General features: G+C 47.3%; 15 protein-coding genes. 12 read left to right on the forward strand and 3 right to left on the reverse strand.

Features of this window, described 5'->3' with window-relative positions:
• Positions 1–414: 414 nt before the first annotated feature.
• The 4 genes from WKT10_RS02900 (at position 415) to WKT10_RS02915 (ending at position 5,988) form a co-directional block, all read left to right on the forward strand.
• Positions 415–1,653 (forward strand): DUF3798 domain-containing protein, encoded by a 1,239-nt coding sequence (locus WKT10_RS02900; RefSeq protein WP_337932700.1) that lies wholly within the window; start codon positions 415–417, stop codon positions 1,651–1,653.
• Between the two features lie 175 nt (positions 1,654–1,828).
• The gene (locus WKT10_RS02905) at positions 1,829–3,409 is read left to right on the forward strand and encodes a sugar ABC transporter ATP-binding protein (RefSeq protein ID WP_066550690.1); all 1,581 of its coding nucleotides are present in this window, start codon (positions 1,829–1,831) and stop codon (positions 3,407–3,409) included.
• Positions 3,402–4,493: an ABC transporter permease subunit gene (locus WKT10_RS02910; protein ID WP_066547468.1), complete on the forward strand. Its 1,092-nt coding sequence runs from the start codon at positions 3,402–3,404 to the stop codon at positions 4,491–4,493. The genes WKT10_RS02905 and WKT10_RS02910 overlap by 8 nt, the downstream gene beginning before the upstream one ends.
• Positions 4,486–5,988: an ABC transporter permease subunit gene (locus tag WKT10_RS02915; protein ID WP_340275350.1), complete on the forward strand. Its 1,503-nt coding sequence runs from the start codon at positions 4,486–4,488 to the stop codon at positions 5,986–5,988. Before WKT10_RS02910 ends, WKT10_RS02915 begins: the two co-directional genes overlap by 8 nt.
• Positions 5,989–6,203: 215 nt before the next feature.
• Here the strand turns inward: WKT10_RS02915 and WKT10_RS02920 are convergent, their stop codons facing one another.
• From WKT10_RS02920 to WKT10_RS02930, 3 genes are read right to left on the reverse strand one after another with little or no spacing between them, the layout of a single operon-like run.
• Positions 6,204–6,524 carry a TfoX/Sxy family protein gene (locus WKT10_RS02920; RefSeq protein ID WP_296037738.1) on the reverse strand — a complete coding sequence of 107 codons (321 nt, stop codon included), beginning with the start codon at positions 6,522–6,524 and terminating at the stop codon, positions 6,204–6,206.
• Positions 6,525–6,548: 24 nt separating this feature from the next.
• Complete coding sequence (locus tag WKT10_RS02925) at positions 6,549–6,686, reverse strand: hypothetical protein (protein WP_340275352.1); 138 nt, start codon at positions 6,684–6,686, stop codon at positions 6,549–6,551.
• Complete coding sequence (locus tag WKT10_RS02930; protein ID WP_296037734.1) at positions 6,683–7,015, reverse strand: hypothetical protein; 333 nt, start codon at positions 7,013–7,015, stop codon at positions 6,683–6,685. Before WKT10_RS02930 ends, WKT10_RS02925 begins: the two co-directional genes overlap by 4 nt.
• Positions 7,016–7,181: 166 nt before the next feature.
• Here WKT10_RS02930 and WKT10_RS02935 point away from each other — a divergent pair, with 166 nt between their 5' ends.
• The 8 genes from WKT10_RS02935 to WKT10_RS02970 all read left to right on the forward strand — a co-directional run bounded on the left by WKT10_RS02935 (position 7,182) and on the right by WKT10_RS02970 (position 17,489).
• Entirely contained in the window at positions 7,182–7,607 is a 426-nt protein-coding gene (locus WKT10_RS02935; protein WP_066547472.1) for a GntR family transcriptional regulator, read from the forward strand.
• Positions 7,573–8,472 carry an ABC transporter ATP-binding protein gene (locus WKT10_RS02940; RefSeq protein WP_066547475.1) on the forward strand — a complete coding sequence of 300 codons (900 nt, stop codon included), beginning with the start codon at positions 7,573–7,575 and terminating at the stop codon, positions 8,470–8,472. Before WKT10_RS02935 ends, WKT10_RS02940 begins: the two co-directional genes overlap by 35 nt.
• On the forward strand, positions 8,447–10,990 hold the full coding sequence (locus WKT10_RS02945; RefSeq protein ID WP_340275356.1) for a DUF6449 domain-containing protein: 2,544 nt from the start codon (positions 8,447–8,449) through the stop codon (positions 10,988–10,990). The genes WKT10_RS02940 and WKT10_RS02945 overlap by 26 nt, the downstream gene beginning before the upstream one ends.
• A gap of 205 nt (positions 10,991–11,195) precedes the next feature.
• Positions 11,196–12,398 carry a pyridoxal phosphate-dependent aminotransferase gene (locus WKT10_RS02950; protein WP_066550693.1) on the forward strand — a complete coding sequence of 401 codons (1,203 nt, stop codon included), beginning with the start codon at positions 11,196–11,198 and terminating at the stop codon, positions 12,396–12,398.
• 48 nt (positions 12,399–12,446) lie between these two features.
• Positions 12,447–13,601, forward strand: coding sequence for a sporulation integral membrane protein YtvI (gene ytvI, locus WKT10_RS02955; RefSeq protein WP_066547479.1), 1,155 nt, complete (start codon positions 12,447–12,449; stop codon positions 13,599–13,601).
• Between the two features lie 21 nt (positions 13,602–13,622).
• Complete coding sequence (locus WKT10_RS02960; RefSeq protein WP_340275358.1) at positions 13,623–14,981, forward strand: MATE family efflux transporter; 1,359 nt, start codon at positions 13,623–13,625, stop codon at positions 14,979–14,981.
• A 31-nt stretch (positions 14,982–15,012) separates the two neighbouring features.
• Entirely contained in the window at positions 15,013–16,866 is a 1,854-nt protein-coding gene (locus WKT10_RS02965; protein WP_340275360.1) for a L,D-transpeptidase family protein, read from the forward strand.
• A gap of 236 nt (positions 16,867–17,102) precedes the next feature.
• The gene (locus WKT10_RS02970) at positions 17,103–17,489 is read left to right on the forward strand and encodes a DUF6465 family protein (protein ID WP_340275362.1); all 387 of its coding nucleotides are present in this window, start codon (positions 17,103–17,105) and stop codon (positions 17,487–17,489) included.
• Positions 17,490–17,529: the final 40 nt, after the last annotated feature.

The raw sequence follows: 17,529 nt of genomic DNA on the forward strand, positions 1-17,529 counted from the left end.
GACGAAAGTCTGAAAAGGCGCGGCATTTTGCTGCGTCTTTTTTTAATCCTCTTTTCTTTGTTCGATCTCCAGCCAGGTTCAAAAACATTGTTCTTAAAAAAAGACAATGTTAAAAATAAAGTTCGTCTATATTTAGAATATAGATATTTTGGAAGATAATATTAAGATAAAATACAAATAAAACTGATTATAAAGTTAATTTTTTGCAAATTGATTGGAATTATATCAACATATTTGTATACAATATGCGAAAGACTGAAAAAATATCAACTTATATTGTGCCAAACGGACAAATGTCTTTTGACAAGATACAAACCATGTGATATAATACGAACAATTCGCGAAAGGAAAAACAGGGCGGGTTAAAAACGGGGTATATAAAAAGATACCCGACTTAAAAAAGGAGGAGAAGGAATGAAAAAACGTTTTCTCAGTTTGACACTGGCAGCTGCAATGGTAATGTCTTTAGCAGGATGCCGCAGCGCAGAACCGGCAGCGACAACAGCTGCACCGGCATCAGAGGCAACGACGGCTGCACCGGCTGATGGGGAAAAGAAAGAGGGGACCTCAGAAGCAGAAACAGCATCGGCAGAAGACTTTAAGATTGGTATTATTACCGGTACGGCCTCCCAGGGTGATGAGGAGATCACTCAGGCAAATAAGATGAAAGAAAAATATGGTGACATGGTTGTTACCTCTACCTATCCTGATAACTTCACCACAGAGACAGAAACCCTGATCTCTAATGCAGTGGCTATGGCTTCTGATCCGGCTGTTAAGGCAATCGTATGGTGCCAGGCAGTTCCCGGTACTGCAGCAGCCATTGACAAGGTTCGTGAGACCCGTCCGGATATGATCTTCATCGCAGGTACTCCCGGCGAGGATCCGGGCGTTATCAATCCAAAGGCCGATATCGTCCTTCAGGTCGACGAGCCAGGCTGCGGTGTTGTGATTCCGCCTCAGGCAAAGGCTCAGGGAGCAAAGACGCTGATCCACTACTCTTTCCCGCGTCATATGAGCTATGCTTTGATTGTTGCACGTCATGAGAACATGAAGAAATACTGTGCAGAAAACGGAATCGAGCTGGTTGACGTAACCGCTCCCGATCCTACCGGCGATTCCGGTATTACAGGCGCACAGCAGTTTATTCTGGAGGATGTTCCCCGCCAGATTGAAAAGTATGGCAAGGACACCGTATTCTTCACCACAAACTGCGGTATGCAGGAGCCTTTGATCCGTTCCGTATTTGAAAACGGCGCGATCTACTCCTTACAGTGCTGCCCGTCTCCGTTCCACGCATTCCCGGCAGCTTTAAACATTGATATGTCCGGTCACGAAGCAGACGTTACATATATGATGGAACAACTTCAGGCAAAGGTAGACGAGTATGGAATGAACGGCCGCGTTTCCACATGGGGCGTTCCCTGCAATATGCTGTTTGTAAATGCAGGCGTTGAGTATGCAAAAAAGGTACTGGAAGGCGAGACCAACGGTGAGGTTCTTGATGAGGAAGTTCTGAAGGCTACCATTCAGGAATGTGCAAAAGAGTATACACCGGATGCAAATATGACCATTGAGCATTATGTAGATGACAGCGGAAACGAAAAGGATAACCACTTCCTGGTAATGTCAGATTTCGTTACATTTAAATAGACTTGACCGCAATGGGGCTGATATAAGAAGCAGGGGGTTCGCCGGCTGGCGTCTTTGGGGCAGAAGCTGGCGGACTCCTTTTTTCATTTTTCCCTGATGGAGGGCGGTAGAAAAAGAAGTCAAAAAGAAAGAGGTTGGTATTTTGGAAAATGCAAAAGAAACCTATGTCCTGAAAATGGATCATATTGTGAAAGAATATTTCGGGAACCGTGTCCTGAAGGGAGTTGACCTTGCGGTACGTCCCGGTGAGATTCATGCGCTGATGGGAGAAAACGGCGCAGGAAAATCCACCCTGATGAATATCCTGTTTGGTATGCCGGTCATTCACAACACAGGCGGTTTTGAAGGAACCGTTGAGATTGACGGAAAGGAAGTGCAGATCAACAGCCCGGTAAAGGCCATGGAGCTGGGAATCGGTATGGTACATCAGGAGTTTATGCTGATTCCGGGATTTTCCGTTACGGAAAATATTAAGGTGGGCCGGGAAATCAGTCATGCAAACCTGGCCAGCCGTGTATTTGGAGAATCGATGGAAACCCTGGATTTTGATTCTATGGATCGGGATGCAAGAAAGGCCCTTAAAACCATTGGGCTTGAGATTGAAGAGTATGTAAAAGTAGCAGGACTTCCCGTAGGATATATGCAGTTTATTGAGATCGCCAGAGAGCTTGATAAAACGGGACTTAAGATACTGGTATTTGACGAACCAACTGCAGTGCTGACCGAATCAGAGGCTAAACGCTTACTGGAGGCCATGAAAGTGATCGCCGCCAGCGGAATTGCCATTATTTTTATCACCCACCGATTGGATGAGGTCATGGCAGTGGCGGATAGTATGACGGTTCTCAGGGATGGAGAATTTGTAGCCAGACGTGAGATCAGGGATACAAATGTGGTTGAGATCGCAGAACTGATGATCGGACGCAAAGTGGAGAAGCTGTTAGATGATGATATACCGGATGAACGGGTGATCCGGGACGATGAAATTGCTGTCAGCTTAAGAAATTACAGAGTAGATATGCCGGGCGAGCAGGTCAATGGGATTGATATGGATATCCGAAAAGGAGAAATCTTTGGGATTGGCGGCCTGGCAGGCCAGGGTAAACTTGGCATCCCTAACGGCATCATGGGGCTTTATAAGGCCAGCGGTGAAGTGAGGATTAATGGCGAGGCCTTAAATCTGGATAAACTGGGAGATGCCCTGGATCATAAGGTAGCCTTTGTATCAGAGGACCGCCGCGGTGTGGGCCTTCTCTTGAACGAAAGCATTGAGCAGAATATCGTCTTTTCTGCCATGCAGACCAACGGCAGATTTTTAAAAAAGATCGGTTGGTTTCATTTATATGATGCTGCCGCTGCCAAAGTTCATGCCACTCATATGGTAGAAACGCTTGATATCCGCTGTACTGGTATCGGGCAGGCGGCAGGCCGTCTTTCCGGCGGCAATCAGCAGAAAGTATGTCTGGCACGAGCACTGACTCTGGAACCGGATATCCTGTTTGTATCGGAGCCTACCAGAGGAATTGACATTGGCGCCAAGAAGCTGGTGCTTGAGTATCTGGCAAAACTGAACCGCGAGACGGGCATGACGGTGATCATCGTTTCTTCTGAGCTGGTAGAACTGCGGTCGATTTCAGACCGGATTGCGATCATTTCTGATGGAAAGCTGTCGGGTATTTTAAAACCGGACGATTCGGATGCCGACTTCGGTCTGGCTATGTCCGGAACACGGAAAGGAGGAATGGAAAATGACTGATTCTGTTAAGAAGATGATCCGTAAATTCGGCCTTCCGCGTATTATTATCGTTCTCTTTTTTCTGTTTCTGGTGGTATGTGCAGGGGCATTCCAGATGAATCTGCCCCAGTTTTTCAGTGATGTGCTCCGCCGCTGGGGAATGTACGGTGTTTTAGCTCTTGCAATGGTGCCGGCGATCCAGTGCGGGATCGGACCGAACTTTGGTATCACCATGGGTATTGTAGGAGGGCTTTTGGGAGGTCTGGTTGTGATCCAGCTGGATATTGCACAAAATCCCGCTCTGGTAGCAATCCATCCTCTCTTTGCAGCCTGGGTGGCTATTCTGGCTGCCATTGTGATCGGCGTGATTCTGGCAGTGGGCATCGGATACCTCTACGGCCAGCTCTTAAACCGGGTAAAGGGCTCTGAAATGACCGTTACTACCTATGTAGGATTTTCCGTGATCGCTTTCATGAATATGGTCTGGATGCTTCTTCCCTTCGACAATGGTGAGCTGATCTGGCCCAATGCCGGAAAGGGACTGAGAAATACAATTTCCCTTGCTTCCTCCTACAGCGGTGTTATGAATGACACCCTTGCTTTTTCCATTGGAGACTTTTTTGTTCCTACCGGACTTCTTCTGTTTTTCTTCCTCATGTGCTTTCTGGTGTGGCTCTTTATGCGTTCTAAGACTGGAATTGCCATGAGTGCGGCAGGTACGAATCCGATGTTTGCCAAGGCCGCAGGCATCAATGTAAACCGGATGCGTCTGGTGGGTACCATTCTTTCGACCGTCCTGGCTGCAGTAGGTATCCTGGTATATGCACAGGCCTTCGGCTTCATCCAGCTGTACAATGGTCCTATGATGATGGGCTTTACCTCTGTAGCAGCCGTACTGATCGGAGGCGCTACTCCAAGGCGGGCCTCCATTGCCCACGTGCTGATCGGTACGTTCCTGTTTCAGGGCATCATGGCTCTGGGCCTTCCGGTTGTAAACCAGTTCATTCCGGAGAGCAACTTATCAGAGGTAATGCGTCTGATCATCTCTAATGGTATTATTCTGTATGCACTGGCACAGGCAAAGGGAGGTGACAGCCGTGAATAAAAAAATATCTGATTTCTTATTTAAAAATAAGGTAGTGATCCTGTTCCTTCTTCTTTGTGTAGGAGCTACGGCTGCATCGAAACAGCCTCTGACCTTTGTGATCCCGGAGCTGTTTACCAGAATCGCCAGAAATGCGTTTATCGTGCTGGCACTGATCATTCCGGTTATTACGGGTCTGGGTCTGAATTTTGGTATTGTAGTAGGCGCCATGGCGGCACAGATTGCCTTATTCCTTACCACTTACTGGGGTTTTACGGGAGTTGGCGGCTTTTTCATTACCGTTGCCCTGGCTACCCCTATTGCGCTGGTGTTCGGCTTCCTGGTAGGAAAACTCTTCAACCTGGTAAAGGGAAATGAGATGATCGCGGGCCTGATCCTGGGATATTTTGCAGATGGTATTTACCAGCTGATCTTCCTGTTCGTATTCGGCGGCGTGATTGCTATGAATAATCCTACGCTGATGATTGCCACAGGAGTAGGCGTAAAGAATACCATTGACCTAAAGGATACGGTAAAATATGCTCTGGATACCATTCCCATGCTGACGGTTCTGGAAATTGGCTTCTATCTGGTAATTGCAGGACTTCTCTTTACCACCATTCACAAGCGGATCAAAAAACAGGCAGTGAACTGGAAGGATACAGCGCTTAAGGCGGCGGCAGCAGTTTTTGTCTATGCCCTGACTTTTATCGGACCGGTGGAGCAGTTCTTATCTTCTGACCGTCTGCTGCTTTTGTCGGCGGTAGAGCTGGGCTGTCTGAGCGTTGTGCTGTGGCAGCTGTTTCAGATCGTGAGACATAAAATGACGAAACATACGGGAGCCGGAAGTTTTGGCAAAAGAGACACCTTTGATATACGCAGAGCCCTTGTCTTTATCGTTCTGGCTGGTGCAGTATATGGACTTACCTATATTCCTGCACTGTTTAACGTGCTGATTGCCGTACAGCTTCCTGTGATGACCTATATCTCTATTGGAGCTCTCTGCGTATTCAACAATCTGCTGATGCGGATCCGTCTGGGACAGAATATGAGGGCAGTAGGCCAGAACCGTGCGGTAGCAAACTCTGCAGGTATTGATGTGGATAAGACCCGTATTATCGCCATGCTGTTTTCTACCGTGCTTGCCAGCTGGGGACAGCTTATTTATCTGCAGAATATCGGCACCATGTCTACCTATGGTGCGCATACCCAGGTGGGGCAGTTTGCTATTGCAGCGCTTCTGGTAGGCGGCGCTTCCGTGCAGAAGGCGACAAATAAAAATGCTCTTTTAGGCATCGTTCTGTTCCATACCCTGTTTATCGTATCTCCGTTAGCAGGAAAGGAACTGTTCGGAGATCCTGTGATCGGTGAGTATTTCCGCGTATTCGTTTCCTATGGCGTAATCGCCATGGCACTGGCTATGCATGCATGGAAAAAGCCCGGCACAGACAAGTCAAAAGATGGGCCAAGTGAGTTTGAAAGCCAGATGAAGCCGGCTTCGTTAGGAAAAGTTTAGAAATGAAAAACACCTTTTAATAGACGTCAAAGAGTAAGGCATAGTGGCCTGAACAACAGGAAAGAGGGTGCTGCTCAATCATTCGATTGTGGATGATTTTGCAGCACCCTCTTTTCTGGTTTAAGTGAATACATTTCAGCTGTTGCTGCATCTGGTTCACTCCGTCTGGATAAGGCATTTTGTTGTATTAAGGGTATATACAAACTGGAAGTTGTTTATTTCTTCTTTTTCGGTTTTGGGGCTGGCAGTTCATCATATATTGCATGAAACAAGCCTGTCAAAAATTCCTTATTATCAACTTCATCTACCAACAACATCTCTTTTGCTCCCTCATAGGGTAATTCATACGGAGCTGTCGGCATATAACTAATTGCTGATTTTACTGGTTTAACAAGTAATCTATCATCATAGATACCGCCTACAATCTTGCCACGATAATAAATAATAAATTCTCCCATCATAGCTCGATAAGTAATTTCTTCTAACTCAGATAGCTGCCCTAAAATAAACTCTAAGTATTCCTTGCTTGATGCCATATTTCCACCTCAAATTCCAAGTTGTCATACCGTAAACAGTCGCCCATTATCATTCCATTCGCCATACATACCCCCCGCTTTTGTGTTATCTAAAAGCTTCTGTAAGCGACTCTGGAATAGTTCCGGCTGTTTTTTCTTAATTTGAATTGTATCAATTCTCACACGCTGATAAAGTGGCGGAAAACTTTGAAACTTTCCCAAACTTCTGCGTCTGTTTGAAGCGCATTCAAAATATCTTTATCAACCACAAATCCCTTCTCACTCATATCTGGTAACACAGCACGACCGGCATTTGTCATTCGTCTTAATCGTTCCATTCTGCGGCAGCGTTTTTCTTCATAATAAGACAGAGGATAGATCGTATCATACTTTGCAGCATTCCACTGCTGTATCCCTTTTTCGTCCATCCACTCCATCCGCTTAAGGATCATTGAAAACATCTGGGGAACCCCTGATTTTGTGATTTCTCTGAATTGATATCTGCTTTGCATGGGGAGACCTCCTGAATCTGATGCTGTTTGAATGAATTGTACCACAAACTGTCAAGAATCGTAAGAAAATTGTTATTGTATTTCAGACTGGTTCATGGTATTGTTAAATCAGGATAACTGTATTAAGAGAATTAGTACAGTTAAAACAGAGAAAGGAGAGATTCCAATGATCGTACTGGATTACAGGGATCGGAGGCCTCTGTATGAACAGGTCACAGAACGGTTGGAGGAGCTGATGTTTCAAGAAATCCTGACGGAAAATACAAAGCTTCCCTCAGTCCGCAGCCTTGCGACGGAGCTTTCCATCAATCCCAATACCATCCAGAGAGCGTATGCAGAACTGGAGCAAAGAGGCTATATTTATTCTGTTAAGGGAAAGGGCAGCTTCGTGGCGGAAGGGAGCCGGTTAAGGAGCGGAAGAAAAAAAGCCTGGGAAGCGAGCTTTGACCGTGCGGTGAAGGATGGTATACAGATCGGCATTTCTCCGGGAGAAATGACAGAGCGACTGGAACGGATGCTTAATCTTGAGAAAAATAAGGAAGAAGGGGGAGACGACCATGATTCAGGCAGTGAAGCTGACGAAACGGTTTGAGGATATTACGGCAGTTGATCATATAGACGCTGCGATCAGGGAAGGAAGCGTGTTTGGACTGATCGGTACCAATGGTGCGGGAAAATCTACTTTTTTACGTCTTGCAAGCGGCATTTTAAAGCCGGATGAGGGACACATTACCATTGACGGCCAGGAGGTATTTGAAAATCCGGCAGCTAAAAGAATGGTTTTTTATATATCCGATGAGGCATATTTTTTCAGCAATGCATCGCCCCTTGACATGATGGCTTATTATTCCCGTGTGTACGAGCGTTTTGACAAGGAGAGGTTTCGCCGCCTGTTAAAAAGTTTTGGACTGGATGAAAAGCGCAGGATCCACACTTTTTCCAAGGGAATGAAAAAACAGGTGTCCGTGATCTGCGGGATTTGTGCTAATACAAAGTATCTGTTCTGCGACGAGACATTTGACGGACTGGATCCGGTCATGCGCCAGGCAGTAAAGAGCCTGTTTGCCGCCGATATGGAAGACCGGAATCTGACGCCTATCATCGCATCCCACAATCTCAGGGAGCTGGAAGATATCTGCGACCATGTAGGCCTGCTTCATAAGGGAGGAATCCTCCTTTCAAAGGATTTGGATGATATGAAGCTGAATATTCACAAGATCCAGTGTGTACTGCAGCCCGGAATGGAGCCGGAGGATCTGGTAAGTCTTGAAGTTCTGTCCACAGAGCGCAGAGGAAGGCTTCTTACGCTGACCGTCCGGGGAACGCGGGAAGAGATCGAGGCAAAGCTTGGAGCTTGTGATCCTGTATTTTTTGAATGTATTCCTCTGACTCTGGAGGAAATTTTTATCAGTGAAACGGAGGTGGCAGGATATGACGTCAAAAAACTTGTTTTCTGAAAAAAAGGTCTGTGACAGAATATGGGGACTGATGAAAGAGGATATCAAACGGCGTATCTGGGTGCTGGCGTTGATGTTTCTGGTTTTTTTCTTTGCCCTTCCGGTAAAGCTGGCATTAGTTATGGAAAATGCCCGGCGAATGGAGTTTCGCGCCTATAATGACTATGAGCCGATTGAAAAGCTGCTTCCGGAGCATTTCACTGCCAAGCAGTATGAGATGATGACTGCATTTTTCAAGAGGGAAGTTGTACTGGATGAAATTTCCTATGGAAATGGGCTGATGGTCTTTTTATTCCTGATGGCTGCGGTGGTTGTAGGAGTGACGGCGTTCTCCTATCTTCACAATAAGAAAAAGGTCGATTTTTACCATAGTATCCCTGTGAGGAGAGAAGTGCTGTTTGCAGTTCAGTACGGGGACGGGATACTGATCCCGGCAGCAGCATATCTGTTTGGCTGCCTCCTGTTTACGGCAGTAGCCGCCGCTTATGGAGTGCCTGTTTCTGAATTTTTCGGCTCCATGGCAGCTGCCTTTGGAATGAACCTTCTGTATTACAGCCTTGTCTATGGAACCGTTACAGTTGCCATGATGATGACGGGAAATATAGTGATCGGTCTTTTGGGTACGGCCGTTTTTTTCGGTTTTGTTCCTCTGGCAGCCGGACTTTTGGGCGCATTTGCAGATCAGTTTTTTGTCACATCGGCAGGTGAGTTCTGGTATGCGGACAGTTCTCCTTACTTGTGGGCGATGCAAAATCTGTCCCCTGTGGGAGCATACATCTGGTCTGTTGCTTCTGTTTCGGACGCGGATGGAATCAAAATGGCTGAGGTATTAAAGGCAGCAGCCTGTATGATGGCAGTTACTGCCCTGTCTTTAGAGCTTTACCGTCTTAGACCCTCAGAGGCAGCCGGAAAAGCCATGGCATTTTCAAAAAGCAAGGCTCCGGTTCGTATCCTTCTGGTACTTCTTGGAGGAATGGCGGGAGGATGGTTTTTCTGGACGCTGCAAAGCCAGGTGAAATGGGGGCTGTTTGGAACGGCAGCAGGGATTCTCCTTGTGCACTGCATGGTTGAGATCATCTATCATTTTGATTTTAAAAAGCTTTTTTCACACAAAATGCAGCTGGCGCTGTGCCTGGGAGCGGGAATGCTGTTTTTTTGCAGCTTCCGTTATGACTGGTATGGCTATGATTCCTATGTGCCATCTCAGGAGGAAATTGCTTCTGCCAGTGTGGATTTATCCATTGATCATTCGTTTGCCGCCAATATGCCAAGAGTGATGCGGCAGGGAGATACCCGGAGACTGATATATGAAAGTGCGGGAGATTTTATAAAAGAGAAGATGGAGCTTACCGATTTTGAGTCTGTTATTGCTCTGGCAGAGGCTGCTTCCAGAGAAGCGGCAGGATACAGGGAAGAAAAGCTGAACCGCTGGGAAGCGCAGATCAGCTTAAACGAAGTTTCCATGTCTGTGAACCATTATAGCAGTAAGGATGCCTCAGCCATATCTGTCATTGGAGGAGCCGATGGTCCAACCTCTGTTTTTGTGGCTGGCAAAGAGGGAGATGAAGCGTATGACCGGTATTTCAGCCAGATCCTTATCCGCTATCGTTTAAAGAACGGCCGGCAGGTCAGCCGCAGGTATCACATGGATTTAGAAGATGTGCTGGAAACTTATGAGAACATTTATAATAATGAAACGTATAAAAAGGGCCTTTATTCGATCCTTTCTCAGCAGCCGGAGGAGATGGGATACGTTTCCTACCAGGGAAATGGAAATCATTCTCTGTTTAATACAATGGAAGAAGATGCCATAAAGGAGCTTCTTGGAGCCTATCAGACCGATCTTAAGGGGCAGAAACTTAAGGACCGGATGAGAGAAGATCCGGTGGGAGCGCTTCAGTTTGCAGAAAAGGAGCTGTGCCTGTATATTCAGGAACGGTGGGGAAAAAACGACGGTTATATTTCTGAATATCAGAGAGATCTGATCAAAATGCTTCTTGGCCCGGAAACATTGAAAGATTCTTATAATGAAATGCCTTCTGCGGATGAGATGGAACGGTATATGGAAAACCATCTGGATCAGCTTTGCAGATGGCCGGTTTATCCCTCTTTTACAAATACTATACAGGTTTTAGAGAAAATGGGGGTTGAGCCGGGAGCTTATTTTGCGGCTGAACATGTAAGCCGGATTTCCGTGGATGTATCCTCAATTGTGAACGGGGAAGAATACGGTGACGGACTTCCGGAAGGAGAAGCCTTAAAGCAGATCCAGACGGAAAATCCCTTCTATCAGAAAGATGGAACGCTTGTTTTTACAGAACAGGAGCAGATCGAGCTTCTTATGGGAGCATTGCGTGACAGGGAGCTTGCTGATATGAATGGTATGCGTGAGCCAGAACAGCCTGCAAGGTACGATCTCTATGTTACATTGACCTTAGATGAAAGCAGAGTTTCGGCAGAGTTTTGGCCGGATGATGTCACGCCTGAAATAGAAGCTCTTTTTAAAGGGCTTCGGTAGCCGGAACTATTGTTTCATTCAAAGCCATATCAAACCTGCGCCTGTCTGAGGCCGGGTCTCGATATGGCTTTTTGATGGTATTGACAATCTTTCCCATCAAGGATACAATCAAATGAGCAGCAGCTTCTGCATTTTTCCTGTACAGAGAAAAGGAGCGGTCAGAGGGCAGAACGCTGCACGTTACCGGGAAAGAGAGGACATGAGTATGATATCAGAAAAGATGAAGCCGCTTGTAAATAATAACTCCGCAATCCGGGCTATGTTTGAGGAGGGAAAACGGCTGGCAGCCATATATGGAGCAGAAAATGTATATGATTTCAGCCTGGGAAATCCCAATGTGCCCGCGCCTGAGGCGGTCAATGAGGCGATCTGCAGGATTGTGAATGAGGAACCATCTGTTATGGTTCACGGCTATATGAGCAATGCAGGCTTTGAAGATGTAAGGGAGGCCATCGCACAGTCCTTAAACCGGCGTTTTGGAACAAAGTTCCATCAGGGAAATATCCTGATGACTGTAGGCGCTGCCAGCGGCCTGAATGTGATTTTAAAGACGATTTTAAATCCTCAGGATCAGGTTGTGACCTTTGCGCCCTATTTTGTAGAATATGGCAATTATGTGAGAAATTATGATGGTATACTGGAGGTAGTTCCGGCGGACACAGAAACATTCCAGCCGGATCTGGAAGAATTTTCCAGGCGGATTACAGACCGTACGAAGGCTGTCATTATCAATACACCCAACAACCCAACAGGAGTAATCTATTCAGAAGCTGTACTGACGCGTTTGGGGGAAATCCTGACAGAAAAGGAAAAGAAATTTGGCACACAGATCGTATTGATTTCTGACGAGCCTTACAGAGAGCTGGCATATGATGGGGCAGAGGTTCCCTATGTGACGAAATTTTACCATAATACGGTCATCTGCTATTCTTACAGCAAATCCCTTTCCCTGCCTGGAGAGCGTATCGGATATCTGGTGATCCCGGATGAGCTTACAGACAGCAAAGAGGTATTCAATGCGGCTGTAATCGCAAACCGTGTCATGGGAGCGGTCAATGCTCCGTCCCTGATGCAGCGCGTTGTTATGCGTTGTGTGGATGAGACGGCAGATATAGAGGCCTATGACAGGAACCGGAATCTTCTGTACCGGGGACTGAGGGAAGCCGGCTTTGAATGTGTAAAGCCCCAGGGTGCTTTTTATATGTTTGTAAAATCTCCGGAGCCGGATGAGAAGAAATTCTGTGAGGCCTGCAAAAAGGAACATATTCTGGTGGTTCCGGGAAGCTCCTTCGCCTGTCCGGGTTATGTAAGGATTTCCTACTGCGTATCCTTTGACCAGATCCGGCGTTCTCTTCCTGCCTTTAAGCGTGTGGCAGAAGGATATGGGTTAAAGGGGCTGGAAGATTAGAGCTGTTTGGATAAAATGGGCCGTACAGGAAAGGACAGGTGAGACCGTATGGAGGAATATAAAAACAGTCGGGAAAAAACAGAACCCCAGTGGCGGTATATTCTGCGTCTGATCTTAAATATAATGATTCCAGCCTCTGGATGGTTCTTTCTGTGTTTTCTGGGGCCGAAGCTTCTGGGGTTTTTCATGCCTTTTGTCGTGGGATGGATCATTGCCATGATCGCCAATCCGCTGGTGCGCTTTTTAGAGCGCAGGCTGAAGCTGGTGCGCAGGCACAGTTCTATTGTGATCGTGGCAGGAGCTCTGGCTCTGGTGATAGGGCTTTTATATCTTGCTGTATCCCGAATGCTTCATTTTATCTGGTCCTTTATCCAGGATCTTCCGGTCTTATATGCAGGGATTGAAGGAGATGTACAGAGCAGCCTGGGACGGCTGGAAGGTATCTTTGATTTCATGCCTGAAACCATGCGGGATGCATGGATGACTCTGGGAGACAATCTGGGAGCCTATATTGGAAAGCTGGCGGAGTCCATTGCCTCGCCTACTATGGAAGCGGCAGGAACTGTAGCAAAAGGGATCCCGGCTGCGCTGGTGTATTTTGTGGTCATCATTCTTTCGGCTTATTTTTTTATTGCAGACCGTGACCGGATCTTGTCTGTTATAAGAAGCCATATGCCGGAGTGGACCGGCCGGTATTCCAATCATCTGAAAAAAGAGTCCAGACGGCTGATCGGTGGGTATTTTATGGCGCAGTTTAAAATTATGGCTGTCGTATGGCTGATCCTGACAGCCGGCTTTTTCATTCTGGGCGTAAGCTACGGGCCTTTATGGGCGCTTTTGATCGCCCTGCTTGATTTTCTTCCAGTATTTGGTACGGGAACTGCCCTGATCCCCTGGGGAATCATCAAAGTCCTGGGCGGAGAGTATGCCTTTGCGGCAGGGCTGATTCTGATCTATGTGCTGACACAGGTGATCCGCCAGCTGGTGCAGCCTAAGCTGGTAGGGGATACTATGGGATTAAATCCCCTTTTGACCCTGTTTTTGCTTTATCTTGGCTTTAAGATAAGGGGGCTTGCCGGAATGATCCTGGCAGTGCCGATCGGCCTCTTTATAGCCAGCCTTTACCGGTTTGGGGCGTTTAAGGGCATGACAGACAGCGCAAGGGAACTGGCAGAGGAAATTTCCCGATTCAGGGGAAAATAACCTATATCAAGGAGAAAAATCGTGAAACTGGAAAATAATCTGGATACAGATCGCATAAGAGAGCTGGTATGGAAGCTTGCATTTCCTTCCATGCTGGCTCAATTTGTCAGTGTTTTATACAGTATCGTAGACCGTATGTACATAGGAAACATACCGGAAATCGGAGGGCAGGCTCTGGCAGCCGTAGGCGTCTGCGGCCCAGTGGTGACCCTGATCACTTCCTTTGCCAGCTGGGTTGGTATTGGAGGAGCGCCGATCATGAGCATCCGTCTGGGGCAGAAGAATGAAAAGGCGGCCCAAAATGTGGTAGCTAACTGCTTTGTGCTCCTTGCAGTCATGGCAGCCGTCTTAATGACGGTTATGTATCTGTTTAAAAATCAGCTTCTGACCGTATTTGGCGCCGGTCCGGCTATTTTTCCTTATGCGGATGAATATCTGACCTGGTATCTGTCAGGAACTGCTTTTGCCCTTCTTTCCACTGGCATGAATCAGTTTATTATCTGTCAGGGTTTTGCAAAGGTAGGAATGATGACCGTGCTTTTAGGGGCTGTCAGCAATATTATATTAGATCCCGTTTTTATCTTTGTGCTGGATCTGGGAGTAAAGGGAGCTGCGATCGCTACCGTTCTTTCCCAGCTTGCTTCCTGTGTTTATGTCCTGTTTTTCCTTTTGGGAAAGCGGCCTCTGGTGCGGATTACCTTTGGAGGATATCAAAAGGAGCTTATGGCCCGTGTATTGGTACTGGGCCTGTCCCCCTTTTTGATCACGGCTTCAGACAGCGGCCTGATCATTATTATGAATATGCTGATCCGCCATTATGGAAGCTACGAAATGGGCGATGTGCTTTTGACCTGCAATACCATCGTGCAGAGTTTTATGCTGATGATCACTATGCCGCTGGGAGGAATTACCGGAGGCACGCAGACTATTTTGGGGTATAATTATGGAGCAGGCCGTCCGGATCGGATCCGAAAAGCCCAGAAGCACATCATTGGTCTTGGAATGGTATTTACAGCGGTTATGTTTGTCATTGCAATGACACTGTCGGCACAATTTGCTGAGATTTTTACAAATGACCGCTTTTTTATAGAAACCAGTGTGCGCGCCATCCGCATCAGCGTCCTTGCCATTGTTCCTCTTGCTATTCAGTATGAGGTAGTAGACGGATTTACAGGAATGGGTGCAGCGGCTCTGGCAATCAGTCAGTCGATGTTCAGAAAAGCCGTATATCTGGCTGCAATGCTGATCCTTCCGGCGCTTGCGGGAATAGAAAACGTATTTTATGCAGAGCCGGCGGCCGATGTTATTGCCAGTGCGGTGGCAGTTGGGGTTTATTTTGTATTCAGCGGACGTGTTTTGGGAGACGGGAAGCGTTTTTAGGAGGAAGGAGCAGTCAGAAAGGTTTAAGTGAATGAGTGAAGAAATAAAGAAAAGGCCGGTGAGCCGCAGCAGAGAAGCCTTCAAAGCCCGCAGAAAGGAACGGGCCAGGGTCAAAAAGACAAAAAAGGGGTCTGTAAAGGCAGTGGGAGCAGGGATGGCAGCAGCGGTTGTTATCAGTATCGGCGGATATATTTATCAGGCAGGAGCGTATACGGATACCTATTTCCCTAATACAACGGTCAACGGTATGGAGGTGGGGGGAAAGACGGTCGGGGAGGTAAAGGAGATGATCGCCTCGGAAGCGGCCTCATATCGTCTGTTCCTGTCTATGCGCCAGGGTGAAACGGCACAGATTTTTGGAAATGAGATCGGTCTTTTGGCAGAATTTGATGGAAGTCTGGAAGAAATCCTGCGTCAGCAGGATCCGTATTCATGGCCGCTTTATCTGTTAAGAGGGCCTGAGTATGACATAAAGGCTCTTATAAGTTATGATGAAACGCAGCTGGCAGCAGCCGTTTCCAAACTTTCCCAGTCAGATCCCGAAGCGGCAGAAGCGCCTGCAGACGCAGTGATCTCAGAATATGAGGAAGGAAAGGGGTATTCCATCCTGCCAGAGTCAGAAGGAGCACGTTTAAACCAGGAGCGGACTCTTAAGGCGGCAGAAGAAGCCATCTGCGGTCTTCTGCCTGAGCTGGATCTGGACCAGGCGGGCTGCTATGAAGCTCCGGCGGTGTGCTCGGACGATCCGGTTTTAAGGAAACGCCTGGAACAGATGAATCGTTTTGCCTTCATGTCTGTGACCTATACCTTTGGAAGCCGCAGAGAGATCCTGGACGGAAAAACGATCAGCCAGTGGATTTCCTATGATGAAAATGATCAGCCAGTGATCGATGAGGAACAGCTGGCTGCCTATGTAAAGGCGCTTGGTTCGGAATATAATACCGCCTATACCAAACGGAAATTTAAGACCAGCTACGGTCCAGAGGTAGAAGTGGCCGGAGTGTATGGATGGAGGATTGATGGAGCAGGAGAGAAGGCGCGGCTAAAAGAGGAGATTCTGGCCGGAGAGCCGGTGGAGAGGGAGCCTGTGTATCTGCAGACAGCTGCCAGCCGGGAGGGAAATGACTATGGAACTACCTATGCGGAAGTAAACCTTACGGCCCAGCATCTGTTTTTTTATAAGGATGGGAAAAAAATCCTGGAATCTGATTTCGTATCAGGAAACCAGTCTAAGGGGTATACAACTCCTCCAGGCTTGTTCAGTCTTACATATAAGCAGAGAGATGCCGTGCTAAAGGGCGAGGGATATGCCAGCCCTGTAAAATTCTGGATGCCGTTTAACGGAGGTATCGGCTTTCACGATGCCAGCTGGCGTAATACCTTTGGCGGTACGATTTATAAGAAAAACGGTTCTCATGGCTGTGTGAATATGCCTTATGAAGCTGCAAAGACGCTGTATGAAAATGTATATAAGGGAATGCCTGTAATCTGTTATAATCTGGAAGGAACGGAACGCAGCACGGCAGGCAGTGCATCAGGGAGAGCGGAGCCTCCTGCATCTGCAAGTCCGACTGCTGTTCCTGAAACAGTTCCCCAGACCGTCCCACAAACGCCCCCCGAGACAGAGCCTCCTGTTCAGACTGCTCCTTTGCAGCCCGCAGAAACAGTGCCCGAGACGCCGCAGGAAACGCAGCCGCCAAAGGTGTCTGAGGAAATATACGGACCGGGCAGTTCGCAAAGCACTCAAAATCCGGAAACTGGCGCTGCCGGGCCGGGAGTGACAGAATCGACAGGAAAACCTTCTTCAAATGAAGCGGATCCCGGTGCAGATACGCCCAAAACTACCTCGCCCAATGACGTTATCATACAGCCGGTAGGCAGATGAAACCATTCGCTCCCGAATCCGGCCATGTATGGGAAAAAGTGCAGAGAAAAGGGAAAAATCCTGATAAATCAAAGGGAAACGCGGCATATTGTGGCGGTATGTACATTGACAAAAGCAGGAAATCATTCTATAATTTTCTTATTGCATCTGGGGATTTACATAAGAACGTTTGTGCCGGAGACAACCCGGTTGTATGGCCCAAGGGCCGGATACACACTACAGGGAGGTAGGATAGTATGGCAACAAGAAAAAGTACAAGAGCCGTATCTGCACAGGCAAAGAAGGCAGTAAAAGAGGCAATTTCTGAAACAGCAGTAGTAAAGGAAGAGGTTAAGGCAGCAGTAAAAGAGACTGCTGAGGAAGTAAAGGCCGTAGCTAAGAAGGCTCCGGTAAAGAAGCCGGCAGCCAGAAAAGCAGCAGAGCCAAGCGCAGCTGTACACTTCCAATATAATGGCAGAGATATTGCCGCAAAGGAAGTTTTGGCAGCCGCCATGGAGGACTTTAAGAAAAACCATCCGGATGAGGAGATCAAAGAGTTTGAACTCTACATCGTAGCGGAGGAGAATGCTGCATATTATGTTGTAAACGGCATTCCTTCGGATGATTACAAGATTGTGCTGTAAAACAGACAGACACGGATTTTTAAGACCGGACCCCAAAATG

The sequence above is a fragment of the Enterocloster sp. HCN-30185 genome (assembly GCF_037890305.1).
Lineage (GTDB): Bacteria > Bacillota > Clostridia > Lachnospirales > Lachnospiraceae > Enterocloster.

What these genes read in the sequence shown, in the direction of transcription:
- WKT10_RS02905 (WP_066550690.1), top strand. Translation starts at nt 1,829, where the DNA reads ATGGATCATATTGTGAAAGAATATTTCGGGAACCGTGTCCTGAAGGGA.
- WKT10_RS02900 (WP_337932700.1), top strand. Translation starts at nt 415, where the DNA reads ATGAAAAAACGTTTTCTCAGTTTGACACTGGCAGCTGCAATGGTAATG.
- WKT10_RS02940 (WP_066547475.1), top strand. Translation starts at nt 7,573, where the DNA reads ATGATTCAGGCAGTGAAGCTGACGAAACGGTTTGAGGATATTACGGCA.
- WKT10_RS02965 (WP_340275360.1), top strand. Translation starts at nt 15,013, where the DNA reads ATGAGTGAAGAAATAAAGAAAAGGCCGGTGAGCCGCAGCAGAGAAGCC.
- WKT10_RS02910 (WP_066547468.1), top strand. Translation starts at nt 3,402, where the DNA reads ATGACTGATTCTGTTAAGAAGATGATCCGTAAATTCGGCCTTCCGCGT.
- WKT10_RS02945 (WP_340275356.1), top strand. Translation starts at nt 8,447, where the DNA reads ATGACGTCAAAAAACTTGTTTTCTGAAAAAAAGGTCTGTGACAGAATA.
- WKT10_RS02930 (WP_296037734.1), bottom strand. Translation starts at nt 7,015, where the DNA reads ATGCAAAGCAGATATCAATTCAGAGAAATCACAAAATCAGGGGTTCCC.
- WKT10_RS02920 (WP_296037738.1), bottom strand. Translation starts at nt 6,524, where the DNA reads ATGGCATCAAGCAAGGAATACTTAGAGTTTATTTTAGGGCAGCTATCT.
- WKT10_RS02935 (WP_066547472.1), top strand. Translation starts at nt 7,182, where the DNA reads ATGATCGTACTGGATTACAGGGATCGGAGGCCTCTGTATGAACAGGTC.
- WKT10_RS02950 (WP_066550693.1), top strand. Translation starts at nt 11,196, where the DNA reads ATGATATCAGAAAAGATGAAGCCGCTTGTAAATAATAACTCCGCAATC.
- WKT10_RS02970 (WP_340275362.1), top strand. Translation starts at nt 17,103, where the DNA reads ATGGCAACAAGAAAAAGTACAAGAGCCGTATCTGCACAGGCAAAGAAG.
- ytvI (WP_066547479.1), top strand. Translation starts at nt 12,447, where the DNA reads ATGGAGGAATATAAAAACAGTCGGGAAAAAACAGAACCCCAGTGGCGG.